General features: G+C 33.1%; 11 protein-coding genes. 10 read left to right on the top strand and 1 reads right to left on the bottom strand.

Annotated elements, in window-relative coordinates:
* Nucleotides 1–119: 119 nt before the first annotated feature.
* The 6 genes from AC5ZCW_RS16705 (at nucleotide 120) to AC5ZCW_RS16680 (ending at nucleotide 6683) form a co-directional block, all read left to right on the top strand.
* Entirely contained in the window at nucleotides 120–356 is a 237-nt protein-coding gene (locus AC5ZCW_RS16705; RefSeq protein ID WP_496120894.1) for a DUF3820 family protein, read from the top strand.
* A 239-nt stretch (nucleotides 357–595) separates the two neighbouring features.
* Nucleotides 596–1288, top strand: coding sequence for a tetratricopeptide repeat protein (locus AC5ZCW_RS16700; RefSeq protein ID WP_496120893.1), 693 nt, complete (start codon nucleotides 596–598; stop codon nucleotides 1286–1288).
* Between the two features lie 321 nt (nucleotides 1289–1609).
* Nucleotides 1610–3223 (top strand): CTP synthase, encoded by a 1614-nt coding sequence (gene pyrG, locus AC5ZCW_RS16695; RefSeq protein ID WP_177210271.1) that lies wholly within the window; start codon nucleotides 1610–1612, stop codon nucleotides 3221–3223.
* Between the two features lie 80 nt (nucleotides 3224–3303).
* On the top strand, nucleotides 3304–5217 hold the full coding sequence (yidC, locus tag AC5ZCW_RS16690; RefSeq protein WP_496120892.1) for a membrane protein insertase YidC: 1914 nt from the start codon (nucleotides 3304–3306) through the stop codon (nucleotides 5215–5217).
* A 93-nt stretch (nucleotides 5218–5310) separates the two neighbouring features.
* Nucleotides 5311–6036 carry a toxin-antitoxin system YwqK family antitoxin gene (locus AC5ZCW_RS16685; RefSeq protein ID WP_496120891.1) on the top strand — a complete coding sequence of 242 codons (726 nt, stop codon included), beginning with the start codon at nucleotides 5311–5313 and terminating at the stop codon, nucleotides 6034–6036.
* 89 nt (nucleotides 6037–6125) lie between these two features.
* Nucleotides 6126–6683: a DUF4956 domain-containing protein gene (locus AC5ZCW_RS16680; protein ID WP_343542148.1), complete on the top strand. Its 558-nt coding sequence runs from the start codon at nucleotides 6126–6128 to the stop codon at nucleotides 6681–6683.
* Here AC5ZCW_RS16680 and AC5ZCW_RS16675 read toward each other — a convergent pair.
* Nucleotides 6680–8557 carry a PEP/pyruvate-binding domain-containing protein gene (locus AC5ZCW_RS16675; protein ID WP_496120890.1) on the bottom strand — a complete coding sequence of 626 codons (1878 nt, stop codon included), beginning with the start codon at nucleotides 8555–8557 and terminating at the stop codon, nucleotides 6680–6682. The two genes, AC5ZCW_RS16680 and AC5ZCW_RS16675, sit on opposite strands and share 4 nt — an antisense overlap.
* Nucleotides 8558–8699: 142 nt before the next feature.
* On the opposite strand from AC5ZCW_RS16675, the gene mnmA reads away from it, so the two are divergent.
* Genes mnmA through AC5ZCW_RS16655 form a run of 4 tightly spaced genes read left to right on the top strand, consistent with a single transcriptional unit; the run spans nucleotide 8700 to nucleotide 12920 of the window.
* The gene (mnmA, locus tag AC5ZCW_RS16670; RefSeq protein ID WP_496120889.1) at nucleotides 8700–9887 is read left to right on the top strand and encodes a tRNA 2-thiouridine(34) synthase MnmA; all 1188 of its coding nucleotides are present in this window, start codon (nucleotides 8700–8702) and stop codon (nucleotides 9885–9887) included.
* 44 nt (nucleotides 9888–9931) lie between these two features.
* Nucleotides 9932–11539 carry a S8 family serine peptidase gene (locus tag AC5ZCW_RS16665; RefSeq protein WP_496120888.1) on the top strand — a complete coding sequence of 536 codons (1608 nt, stop codon included), beginning with the start codon at nucleotides 9932–9934 and terminating at the stop codon, nucleotides 11537–11539.
* Nucleotides 11540–11544: 5 nt separating this feature from the next.
* Nucleotides 11545–12489: an NAD(P)H-dependent flavin oxidoreductase gene (locus AC5ZCW_RS16660; protein ID WP_343542144.1), complete on the top strand. Its 945-nt coding sequence runs from the start codon at nucleotides 11545–11547 to the stop codon at nucleotides 12487–12489.
* Between the two features lie 20 nt (nucleotides 12490–12509).
* On the top strand, nucleotides 12510–12920 hold the full coding sequence (locus AC5ZCW_RS16655; RefSeq protein ID WP_343542143.1) for a hypothetical protein: 411 nt from the start codon (nucleotides 12510–12512) through the stop codon (nucleotides 12918–12920).
* Nucleotides 12921–13042 lie beyond the last annotated feature (122 nt).

The raw sequence follows: 13042 nt of genomic DNA, 5'->3' as shown, positions 1-13042 counted from the left end.
CTTTTATCCCGATAGTTATCGGGAGTGGCAAAAGAAAAAATAAATGGTAGTTTTGCATAAAATGAAATGAGCAGAAAATCTATTAAATCTTTCCTCTTGCTTCTTTCTTCTTAAAAACTATGGATCAAGATAAAAAGCAACTTATAAAAATAGCTCACACCAAAATGCCTTTCGGAAAATATGAAGGTAGGTACTTAATTGATTTGCCTGAATATTATGTGGTTTGGTATCATAATAAAGGATTCCCAAAAGGAGAATTAGGCCAGCAATTACAGCTTATTTATGAATTAAAATTAAATGGGTTAGAAGAATTGATCCGTAATATTAAGAAGCAATATCCAAATCCTGTAAAATAGTAAGAAAAATCTTTGGTAGTTTGATTTTTTTTATATAAGTTTGAAATATAAAATATTATAATTTCCAAAAACAAAGTGATACCACAGAATTCCAGCTTGAATTCATAAATGTGTACAAGTCAGTGTTTTTTAAATTATAATATTTTTTTTATGTCTAAACTTTCCTCTATATCCCTTTTGTATATTGTAAATAGTAATGTTTTTAATGATTCTTTATAATCTGTTTGTTTAATTAGATTATGAGATTTAAGTTAAAAATTTTGTTCCTATGTTTTGCTCAAATATGTGTCTCACAAACGGTTAATATAAATCAATTATTTATTGATGGAGAAAAAGCTTATTCAGGAAGCGATTTTTTGTTGGCAAAAGAAATATACACAAAGATCACACTAGAAGACCCATCAAATAAAGATGGATGGTTTAATCTCGCTGCTTCAAAATTGAAGTTAGGGGAGAATGAAAATGCTTGTGAGGACTTCTATCAAGCTTATTTGCTTCGAGATATAGAAGCGCAAAAAATAATTCAAGAAACCTGTCCTAATTTTAGAAATGGCTTAATAATGTCTTTAAATGAAGTTGAAGAAAAGCCTAAGTTTTTATACGGTAAAAAAGAATATCTATTAGTAATTGGCAACGGTTTAAATCCTAAATATATTAGTCTTTTAAATACAAGATTTAAGTGGTCAGGAATTATGTCGAAATACAAGGGGAGTATTTCTATTTTATTTCAGATTAACAAATTGAATAAACTAGATGTAAAAATATTTAGAATTAGCGGAAGTCAGAAAGAAGCTGAAATTATAAAAAAAGAAATTTTATCGATTTTAGATGATTTGGTTGTGTACGTTTCTGCTAAAAATGGAGGTGTAAACGTTGATTTGTGGGATAAATGGTTCTTGACATTTAATTTCTTTATGGTTCCTTCTAGATAAAATTTGTTAAATGGTAATCTGCAATTAATTTTTACTGTATTGGATAATAAGAGGTGCTTAATCAATAATCTTAACTAATAATACAAAAAAGAAAGTCTTAGGTAGATTTTTAATTTGCCAAGGTTCTGTGTATTTAGTTGCGAATTTTTAGTCAAAATCCTAAAAAGCTTTCATTTTGTAAAGCCAGAACTTTAAACCATTATCTAATTCGAAAGAACTCTAAAAATTTAAAAATTATCTCATTCTGGAATTGATAAATTGTCTAATTAAATTTGTACTTTTGCCAAGTTTTTTACACAACTACTTACAAACAACAACAGAATGAATCAAACAAAATATATTTTTGTTACAGGAGGTGTGACCTCTTCATTAGGAAAAGGGATTATCGCGGCATCTTTGGCAAAATTGTTACAAGGAAGAGGATACCGTACAACTATTCAGAAATTTGATCCATACATTAACGTTGATCCAGGAACTTTAAATCCTTATGAGCACGGAGAATGTTACGTGACAGATGATGGAGCTGAAACTGACTTAGACTTAGGACACTACGAGCGTTTCTTAAACGTTCCTACTTCTCAGGCTAATAATGTTACTACAGGAAGAGTTTATCTTTCGGTTATTGAAAAAGAAAGAAGAGGAGAATTTTTAGGAAAAACGGTTCAAGTTGTTCCTCATATCACAAACGAAATCAAAGACAGAATGCAGTTGCTAGGTAAATCTGGCGATTATGATATTGTAATTACTGAAATTGGTGGTACAGTTGGTGATATCGAATCTCTACCTTACATAGAATCTGTTCGTCAATTAGTTTGGGAGTTAGGTGAAAATAACGGAATCGTGATTCATTTGACATTAGTTCCTTATTTGGCTGCTGCAGGTGAGTTGAAAACAAAACCAACACAGCACTCGGTTAAAACTTTAATGGAGAGCGGTATTAAAGCAGATATTTTGGTTTGTAGAACAGAGCACGAATTGTCTCAGGAATTACGCCAGAAATTAGCTTTATTCTGTAATGTGAAGAAAGAAGCGGTTATTCAGTCAATCGATGCTTCTACTATATATGAAGTTCCAAACTTAATGCTTGAAGAAGGATTAGACGTTGTAGCTTTAAAGAAATTAGATTTGCCTAAAAAAGCATCTCCAGATCTTAAAAACTGGAATACTTTCTTAAAAAGATTAAAAAGCCCAAAACAAACGGTAAATATTGGTTTGGTTGGGAAATATGTAGAAATGCAGGATTGTTACAAATCTATTTTGGAGGCGTTCATTCATGCAGGAGCTGCAAACGAAACAAAAGTAAACGTAATTTCTATTCACTCAGAGCATATCAATGCTGATAATGTAGAGGAGAAATTAGGCTCTCTAGACGGAGTTTTAGTTGCTCCAGGTTTTGGTGAAAGAGGTATTGAAGGAAAAATCGAGGCAGTTCGTTTTGTACGTGAAAACAATATTCCTTTCTTCGGAATCTGTTTAGGAATGCAAATGTCTGTTATCGAATATTCTAGAAATATTTTAGGTTATGCAGAAGCGAACTCTACAGAGATGAACGATAAAACATCTCATCCAGTTGTGAGTTTAATGGAAGAACAGAAAAATGTAACCGATAAAGGAGGAACAATGCGTTTAGGTGCTTGGAAATGCGATATTAAACCAGACACTTTAGCATACAAAATTTACGGACAAAAAACTATTTCGGAGCGTCACCGCCACCGTTATGAGTATAACAATAAATATGCTGATGAATTACAGAAAGCTGGTTTAAAAGCTTCGGGAGTTAACCCTGATACAGGTTTAGTCGAAATCGTAGAGCTTGAAAATCACCCGTTCTTCATTGGTGTACAATACCACCCAGAATACAAAAGTACAGTTGCAAATCCGCACCCTATCTTTGTAAACTTTGTGGCTGCTGCGGTAAATGCGCATAAAAAATAATAATTATATTCTGAGAAGATGTAACATTTGAGTCAGACTCATTACTAATAACCTTCAACGAATAACTTTTTAAATTAATAATGGAAGAAAAAAAATTAGACTTTAATTCGATCATTGGTTTTGTATTGATCTTCGGAATTTTGATTTGGATTATGTATCAAAATCAGCCTTCTGAAAAAGAAATTGCTGCTGAAAAAGCCAAGAAAGAATTAGTTGCTAAACAAGAAGCACAAGCAAAAGCAGATAAAGCTAAAACCGCGTCATTACCAGCTGCAGCTGTAACTCCTGGAGATACAGTTCAATTGGCTCAATTGCAAAAAACTTTAGGAGGATTTGCTTATTCTGCAACACTTCCTTCTGCAAAAGAAGCTTTTACTACAATCGAAAACGAAAAATTAAGATTAAAGATTGCTAATAAAGGTGGTTATATTGTTGAAGCTACTTTAAAAGAATTCGAAAGATTAAAAAAAGGTTCTGGACAATTAGTTGAGTTAATCAAAAACAACAACTCAAACTTAAATTTACAGCTTCTTACTACAGATAATAGAACATTAAACTCTAAAGATTTGTATTTTGAACCAACTTTAGAAAAAATTGGAGCAGACCAAGTTTTGTCTATGCGTTTGAAAGCTGGAGCTAATGAATTTTTAGAATATAAATACATTCTTAAACCAAACGATTACTTAGTTGGTTTTGATATTCGTTCTCAAGGATTAAATAGAGTTTTAAATTCTGCAAAACCAATTGATTTGCAATGGGATTTAAAAACATACAGAAATGAGAAAAGTATTGCGTATGAAAATCGTTATGCACAAATTGATTTTAAATACGAAGAATCAAAATACAACAACGTAAGTTCGCACGGACAAGGGAAAGAAGAGATGCCTACAAAAGTGAGTTATGTTGCATTCAAACAACATTTCTTTACTACGATTTTATCTACAGACAAACCTTTTGAAACTTCAAAATTACAATCTGACGATTTAGTTAAAGACGAAAAAATCGATACTGTTTTCACTAAGCAGTTTAGAGCTAATTTGCCTTTAGCGTTTTCAAATGGAGAGATCGATTACAAAATGAATTTGTACATGGGTCCTGCAGATTACAAAACATTAAAAGCTTACGATAAAAATTTCGAAAAGATTATTCCATTAGGATGGGGAATCTTTGGATGGATTAACAAATGGATCTTTATTCCTTTATTTGGATTCTTAAGCTCAACAATTGGATTGTCATTAGGTATTGCGATCATTATTTTTACAATTATCATCAAATTGGCCATGTCGCCAATTACCTATAAGTCATTCTTGTCTCAGGCTAAAATGAAAGTTTTAAGACCTGATATTGCTGAGTTGGGAGAGAAATTCAAAAAAGACCCAATGAAGAAACAACAGGAAACAATGAAGTTGTACAACAAAGCAGGTGTAAACCCAATGGCAGGATGTATTCCCGCATTGATTCAGTTGCCATTTATGTATGCATCGTTCCAATTTTTCCCTGCGGCGTTTGAATTAAGACAAAAAAGTTTTCTTTGGGCAGACGATTTATCTTCTTTTGACTCGGTTGTAAAATTACCATTCACTATTCCGATGTATGGAGATCACATCAGTTTGTTCCCAATCTTGGCGGCAATTGCGATTTTCTTCTACATGAAGATGACTTCAGGAGATCAGCAAATGGCAGCTCCTCAACAAGAAGGTATGCCAGATATGGCAAAAATGATGAAAATCATGATTTATGTTTCGCCATTAATGATGTTAATTTTCTTCAATAATTACGGTTCAGGATTATCTTTATACAACTTCATTTCGAACTTAATTACAATCGGAATTATGTTCGTAATTAAGAATTATATTGTAGATAGTGATAAAATTCACGCTCAGATTCAAGAAAATAAACAAAGAGAGCCTAAAAAGCCAAGTAAGTTCCAACAACGTCTTCAAGAAGTAATGGAGCAGCAGGAAGCCGCAAAAGCTCAGAATAAAAAGAAATAATTCTCAATAAAAAAATCTCGATTTATCGGGATTTTTTTATACCATTATACTTTATAATTAAGATTTTCGTTAAGCTTAAAAATAGAATTTACCATGATCTCAAAAAAAATCATATTTGGATTATTATTCCTGACAACATTAATGTCTAATGCTCAAACCGATATTAATAAAGTTGACGCGGCTGGAAAAAAAGACGGACTTTGGAAAGGTACTTATGCGGAATCTAAACGCCCTCGCTACGAAGGAACTTTTGATCACGGAAAAGAAACAGGTGTTTTTAAATTTTTTGATGATACAAAAAAGGGAGACATTATAGCTACAAGAGATTTTAGCGCAAATGATGGAAGTTCATACACAATTTTTTATGATCAGAGCAAAAATAAAGTAAGCGAAGGAAAAGAAGTTGGAAAAGCAAGAGAGGGAGAGTGGAAATACTATCATAAAGCTTCTAAAGTTTTAATGACTGTGGAGAACTACAAAAATGGAAAATTAGAAGGCTTAAGAACGATTTATTATCCAAATGCTCAAATTGCAGAAGAGATGACGTATAAAAATGGTTTAAAGGAAGGACCATATAAAAAAATAGGTCAGGATGGAACGCTTTTGGAAGAATCGAACTTTATGAATAACGAATACAACGGAGAATCTGTTTTTTATGATTCAGATAAATCTATTGCTTCTAAAGGTAAATTTGTAAATGGTAAAAAAGCAGGAATCTGGCAGTTTTATCAAAAAGGGAAATTGGTTAAAGAAGTAAATATGAGTGATCCTAAAAACACAAATAAAGCCGCAGAAAAAGGTGCAGCGCCGAAAAAGTAGCAGTCTAAAAAGTTCAGAATTCATTCATTAAAAAATAAAATAGGTAAAGAATAAATTGTTTACATTTGAGTAACCAATTATTCTAACCAATGGATTTAAATGAACTTTTAGGACGATTTTTACTGTTGTTTTGCTCAATTTTAGTTCTGTATTTTTTTTCCAACAGAAAAGATAATGCTACCATAAATCCGTTGATGGTTATTGTTGGGCTTTGTACTTTTTCTCTTTGTTATCTTTTTACTAAAATCGAAATAGGAGTCGGAATCGGGTTTGGATTATTTGCGATTTTTTCGATACTCCGTTTTAGAACACAATCCTTTACCGTAAACGCAATCATCTTTCTTTTTGCAACAATTACCCTGTCTATTTTAGATATTATGTATCCGTTTGAAAAGATTGAATTGTTGCTCTTTTTTCAAATTATTATCATTGGATTTTATATAGCGGCTTCAATTATCGTAAATAAGAAAGCGTCAAAATATCTAAATTCAGTCGATGTGAAAATTCCGCTAGATGAAAATTTTTCATTGAACACTGAAATAATTCGAAAATCAATTCAGCAAAAAATTAAAATTGAAGACTTTGATTTTCGAATTGTATTAATAAACACAACAGCCAATGAAATTGACTTATTGGTATTCTATTAATCGTTGAAAGGACGAACTTGTTTGATGTATAAATCTCTTTTTTCACCCACAATTTTAAATTCAATATCTACTGGATGAAATTGGTTTTTGCGCCAATATCGATACATTTTGCTCTCAATTTTCTTGCTGACATCATAAAGGTTACTCATTTCTTTTCTGGTTAATAAAGGCTCGTTATTATTCAGATTTGAATTTGAAGTATAATCGATATCAAAATCGGTTTCGTCTTTTCCGTCATTAAAATGATAGGCCACAAATTGTTCGCAGATTTCTCCTTTTTCGGGTTTTACAACAGAGTTTTCTCCTTTTTGAACATTAACCGTAATTCCTGGAAAGTTCTCTCTAAATATATTTTTGGTTATAATAACACCATTTGCTAATTCGTCAGGAAATGAACGATGCACTAAAACGCCCATTGCAATATTCTGTTGGTCAATCCCAAAAAGTTCTCTTTCGTTATACGAAGCCTCGTTCCAGACACTTGCCCAAACTTGTTTTATGGCTTTTTCAAAAGTTTTAATACTGTCTCCTAAAATTCCGGTTTTAGAATCGTATAGTCCAGCGCCATTAAAATCATCTAAATCTTCTGCATTTGTAGAGGAACGGAATCTAAAGTTTTTGAATTTTGCATCTTTAAAAGCGATGTTTAATTTCGAAATTAATTCGGGATCAATAGGTTCTTTTTTGATAGCGTCTCTAATTTTCTTAAGCTGTTTATTGATCCAAATTGTAGAATCTTTTTGAGGAAAAGCTAAAAGTTCTGCAATTAATGGAGAAATAGCAGGATTCTGAATATGTTTTGTATAATAGTAAAACGGAATAGCATGCGCATTTTCGGGTACTTTAAATGGAATTTCTTTTGAAATAGCTATTAAATATGCCATGTTTTGTGCTTTTGAACCAATATAATTAACTCCCTTTTTTGGAATTTCAGCCAAGTTCACTAATTCGGTAATGCTATTATCAATAATGAGCTTTTTCTTTTTTCCAGATGTTTTTACTGGAATCTTTTTGGTTGTTTCTTTGATGAAAAAAGTATCGACTTCGATTTTTAGTTCTACTTTTTTAGATAGCAGTTTTTTGATATTGTTGTCTTTTTCAATATCGGTATAAGCCATAATCGGAATCTTTCTGTTTTTTCCTAGAAGAACCAAATGGCTTAAAGGTGTTTGAAGTTCATTTACAATAATGCCTCGAACGTTTGGGAGAATATCTGGCGTTCCATCCAAAATAATGATTTCGTCAGAATTAGGCTTTGTGGATTCCAATTCCTTGATTTTGTATTTTCTTAGAATCCCAATATTAGTTCCTCGAACAACTTCTTGATATTTGATTTCACCAAAAATATAATCTGATTTTACGCAAGGAATTTTGAATTTCTGTTCTTGATACCATTGCATCATATCGGGATTGTTCAAATAAAATTTTAGTTTTTCGCCAATAAATGTGGAATTTTTTACCATACCAAAAAAACGTTCAATTAATGGAACTGGCATATTATCGGAGGCAGCAAGTTCAAAAATCCATTTATCCGTTCCTTTAATGTGGTTTAAGTTTCCGAGAAGAAAATCTCTGTTTTTTTCTGTATCGCTGTAATTTTCATTATTAAATATTTCAAGATCTTGGCTATAGCCCAAATAATTGACAACGAAATCATAATGAAGCAGAATAACACTGCTGTTGAAATAATACATTTTCTGTTTTCGCATATCATAAATCACTTTTACTGATTCAATATTTGAAAATTTATCAGACAAAGGTTTTCCTCTAAATGCCTTGTAAGCCTCATAATTTGACAGGGACGCGCTAAATCGCTGTGCACTTAAAGAAGTTAAGGCAAGAAAGAAAAACAGGCTGTAAATGTATTTTTTCATGTTTTAAAAATGTATGATTAAATGTACTTAAAAAAGTAATAAGTTTTATCTACTGCGAGATTGCTTAAACTAATGAAAACCATGGTGAAATTTTCTATTATTTGGTGTACCTTTGCAACCTTAAAAAATTAAACATTTCAAAATGAAACGAGTAGTTGTTGGACTTTCAGGTGGAGTAGATTCTAGTGTTGCAGCATATTTATTGCAGCAGCAAGGATACGAAGTTATTGGTCTTTTCATGAAGAACTGGCACGATGATTCGGTTACTATTTCGAACGAATGTCCTTGGCTGGAAGACAGTAACGATGCTTTGCTTGTTGCTGAAAAACTGGGCATACCGTTTCAAACTGTTGATTTAAGCGAAGAGTACAAAGAAAAAATCGTTGACTACATGTTTAACGAATATGAAAAAGGGAGAACTCCAAATCCTGATGTGCTTTGTAACCGCGAAATCAAATTTGATGTGTTTATGAAAATCGCTTTAAGTCTTGGCGCAGATTATGTAGCAACAGGACATTATTGCCAAAAAAGCGAAATTGAAGTAGACGGAAAAACAGTTTATCAATTAATTGCTGGAAATGATGTGAACAAAGATCAGTCATACTTTTTATGCCAGTTGTCTCAAGAGCAATTGTCAAAAGCTTTGTTTCCTATCGGAGCTTTAACAAAACCAGAAGTACGCGAAATTGCTGCCGAAATGGAATTGGTTACAGCTGAAAAGAAAGATTCGCAAGGTTTATGTTTTATTGGGAAAGTTCGTCTTCCAGAATTTTTACAGCAAAAACTACAGCCAAAAGATGGCAAAATTGTTCAGATTGATAAAAATGATCCTATTTATGCTGTTGAGAAATCGGCTGAACTTTCTTTGGAAGAAAGACTAAAATTAGAATCTCAAAAATTAGAATATCTTCCAACAATGGGGAAAGTAGTTGGAAAACACCAAGGCGCGCATTATTTTACAGTTGGACAAAGAAAAGGTCTAAATGTTGGAGGTACAACAGATCCTTTGTTTGTAATTGCTACAGATGTTGAAACCAATACCATTTATACAGGTATGTCAAGCCAGCATCCAGGTTTGTTTAAAAAAGCACTTTTTGTTGGAGAATCTGAAGTACACTGGATTAGAGAAGACATGACTCTTAAACCTGGTGAGAAAATGGAAGTGATGGCTAGAATTCGTTACCGTCAGCCTTTGCAAAAAGCTGTTTTATATCAGTTTGAAAACGGAATGTATGTGGAGTTTGAAGAGCCACAGTCTGCTATTACAGAAGGACAATTTGTTGCTTGGTATTTGGAAAATGAATTAGTTGGTTCGGGAGTAATTTCTTAGCTTTATACTTTATTTGGGAGTAAATCCCTTTAAGGTATAAATTGATGAGATGTAGCTTTACTTTTCTTTTATTACTTCTTTCGTTTACAGTATTTTCACAAGAAGATGCGTGGGTTTATTTTAATGGTAAACCTAACGTACAAGCTTTTTATGACAATCCGTTAAGCGAGCTTTCACAAAGATCCTTGGATCGAAGAACGAGCCAGAATATTGCTTTAGCTATTACAGATGCTCCTCTAGAAATCTCTTATGTAAATCAAATTGCTTCAAGCACAGGAATTACTGTGAAAGCGCAATCAAAATGGCTGAATGCACTTCATATTCAAGGAACTCAATCGAACATTAATGCTTTAAAATTACTGTCTTTTGTTTCTAGAGTAGAGTTTGCAGATAGAACTTTAAATACTACAGGGAAAAGAGTTTCTGAAGCTTCGGTAAACCAAGTTCACGAACAGTTAAAAACTACAATTGACTATTCTTACGGAAATTCTGCGAATCAAATTCAGATGTTAAACGGACAAGTTTTGCATCAGCAGAATTTTACAGGAGAAGGGAAAATTATTGCAGTTATGGATGGTGGTTTCCCCGGAGTAAACACTGCACAGCCATTTGAAAATCTTAGAAATAATAATAAGATTCTAGGGGGTTATGATTATACGACCAGAAATAGCAATTTCTATACGGGCGATTCTCATGGAACTTCGGTGCTTTCAACAATGGGAGGCTTTAAAACAAATTCTTTAGTAGGAACTGCTCCAAATGCATCCTATTATCTTTTTATTACAGAAATTCAAGCTCAAGAGATTCCGTTGGAAGAGTCGCTGTGGGTAGAAGCTGCGGAAAAGGCTGATGCTCTAGGTGTTGATATAATTACTACTTCATTGGGATATTTTTTGGATAGAGACGAAATTAGATACAATCACACCTACAGCGAGATGAATGGAACTACAACCTTTATTTCTCGCGGTGCTGAAATTGCTTTTAGCAAAGGAATTTTGGTTTTGGCATCTGCTGGAAATGAAGGAACTCAAGTAGAAAAGCATATTGGTTCACCTGCAGATGCTCTTTCAGTTTTGGCAATCGGTTCTGTTAATGCTTCTAAAGTAAGAGCTAGTTCTAGTTCAATCGGACCAAGTTACGATGGAAGAATAAAACCCGATGTTATGGCACAAGGAGCATTGGCGGTAGTTTCTGATGCAAATGGAAATATTGGCACAGCAAACGGAACGTCATTTTCTTGTCCGATAATGGCGGGAATGGCAGCTTCTTTATGGCAGGCGTTTCCAACTAAAACCAATAAAGAAATCAGACAGATGATTTTGAGTTCTGCTGATCGATATACGAATCCGGATAATAATTATGGATACGGAATTCCAAATTTTGGGGCAGCATTAAGTGTTGACAGTTTCATTGCGGAGGCTTCGTTTGCAGTTTATCCGAATCCAGCAAAAAATGAAGTTTCGTTTTCTTTTTTAAACGAAAACAACACTGGATCGATAACCATTTATTCTATCTTAGGACAAAAATTAATAGAAGAAAAAATCAGTAATTCAAATCCAATTCTTTCTCTGCAATCGCTTCAAAGCGGATTGTATATCTATAGTTTTGATGCTGATAATCTGCATAAAACAGGAAAGATAATCAAGCAATAATTTTAATGAATAAAATCACCCAACTTTTCAATATAAAATATCCAATCATTCAAGGCGGAATGATCTGGAACAGTGGATACAAATTGGCTTCAGCAGTAAGTAATGCCGGAGGCTTAGGGCTTATCGGTGCAGGTTCGATGTATCCAGAAGTTTTAAGAGAACACATCCAAAAATGTAAAAAAGCGACTGACAAACCTTTTGGAGTCAATATTCCGATGTTATATCCTAATATCGAAGAAATCATGAATATTGTGGTTGAAGAAGGTGTTAAAATCGTTTTTACTTCCGCTGGAAATCCTAAAACTTGGACTTCTTTTTTGAAAGAAAAAGGTATTACAGTTGTACATGTAGTAAGCAGCAGTGTTTTTGCTTTAAAAGCGCAAGATGCTGGTGTTGATGCCGTCGTGGCAGAAGGTTTTGAAGCAGGCGGACATAACGGACGTGAAGAAACCACTACTTTGACTTTGATTCCAATGGTGAAAGAAAAAATAAAAATTCCTTTAATTGCAGCGGGAGGAATTGCAACAGGAAGAGGAATGCTTGCGGCAATGGTTCTTGGAGCAGATGGTGTTCAGGTTGGAAGCCGTTTTGCAGCATCTATAGAATCTTCTTCGCACAATAATTTTAAAGAAACTATAGTTAGTACTATAGAAGGAGGTACACAATTGACTTTGAAAGAATTGGCGCCTGTTCGATTAATAAAAAATAAATTCTATCAGGATGTTCAGGATTTGTATCAAAAATGTCCATCCAAAGAAGAATTGGTTCAGCTTTTAGGAAGAGCTAGAGCCAAAAAAGGAATGTTTGAAGGAGATTTGGACGATGGAGAATTGGAAATTGGACAAGTTGCTGGTCTAATTCATGAAATCTTACCAGTTGAGCAAATTGTTCAACAAATGGTAGCCGAATTTGAAGTCGCATCCAAAGAAAAGAGTACTTTTGAGTTTTAATTACCTGCAAGAAATATTTTATGAATTCCCTACGCCCCTACATATTGTTACTGTTTTTAGCTTTTGGATTGCAACAGGTTCAGAGTCAGTCTTATCATTTTAAAACCTCAGGATTTAGTGTTCTAGAAAAAAATGAAAGAGGTAAGTGGGGAGAATGGTCCAATCTGGATCTGGTAAATCTTTCGGTGGTTTTAGACACCAATAAACACAGGATTGTTGTGTATTCTCAAGAAATCCAGCTTTACAGTATTTTAGATTATATAGAAAGAGAAGAAAACGATACTGACATTGTATACTCCTTTATGTGTAAAGATAATGATGGAAGAGAATGCAAACTGTCAATTATAACTCGAAAAAAGCAAGACTTCAGGAAACAGTTATATATTAACTATGATGATCATATTATAGTTTATAATATTATTACAGTATAATAAGGTTCTAAGATACTAAGGTTCTGAGGTTCTGAGGTTCTGAGGTGCTAAGTTTTTATATAGCAAACCCGACAGTTTTTTTAAAACTTGTCGGGTTTATTATTTTATTTGATACTATAAGA

This window comes from Flavobacterium sp. PLA-DH12 (assembly GCF_059511845.1).
The sequence above is the reverse complement of the archived record's forward strand: the minus strand, read 5'-3'. Positions and strand labels throughout refer to the sequence as shown.

Bases quoted from the DNA above. Each gene is read 5' to 3' on its own strand.
- AC5ZCW_RS16680 (WP_343542148.1), top strand. From the start codon at position 6,126: ATGGATTTAAATGAACTTTTAGGACGATTTTTACTGTTGTTTTGCTCA.
- AC5ZCW_RS16665 (WP_496120888.1), top strand. From the start codon at position 9,932: ATGAGATGTAGCTTTACTTTTCTTTTATTACTTCTTTCGTTTACAGTA.
- pyrG (WP_177210271.1), top strand. From the start codon at position 1,610: ATGAATCAAACAAAATATATTTTTGTTACAGGAGGTGTGACCTCTTCA.
- yidC (WP_496120892.1), top strand. From the start codon at position 3,304: ATGGAAGAAAAAAAATTAGACTTTAATTCGATCATTGGTTTTGTATTG.
- AC5ZCW_RS16685 (WP_496120891.1), top strand. From the start codon at position 5,311: ATGATCTCAAAAAAAATCATATTTGGATTATTATTCCTGACAACATTA.
- AC5ZCW_RS16705 (WP_496120894.1), top strand. From the start codon at position 120: ATGGATCAAGATAAAAAGCAACTTATAAAAATAGCTCACACCAAAATG.
- AC5ZCW_RS16655 (WP_343542143.1), top strand. From the start codon at position 12,510: ATGAATTCCCTACGCCCCTACATATTGTTACTGTTTTTAGCTTTTGGA.
- AC5ZCW_RS16675 (WP_496120890.1), bottom strand. From the start codon at position 8,557: ATGAAAAAATACATTTACAGCCTGTTTTTCTTTCTTGCCTTAACTTCT.
- AC5ZCW_RS16660 (WP_343542144.1), top strand. From the start codon at position 11,545: ATGAATAAAATCACCCAACTTTTCAATATAAAATATCCAATCATTCAA.
- AC5ZCW_RS16700 (WP_496120893.1), top strand. From the start codon at position 596: ATGAGATTTAAGTTAAAAATTTTGTTCCTATGTTTTGCTCAAATATGT.
- mnmA (WP_496120889.1), top strand. From the start codon at position 8,700: ATGAAACGAGTAGTTGTTGGACTTTCAGGTGGAGTAGATTCTAGTGTT.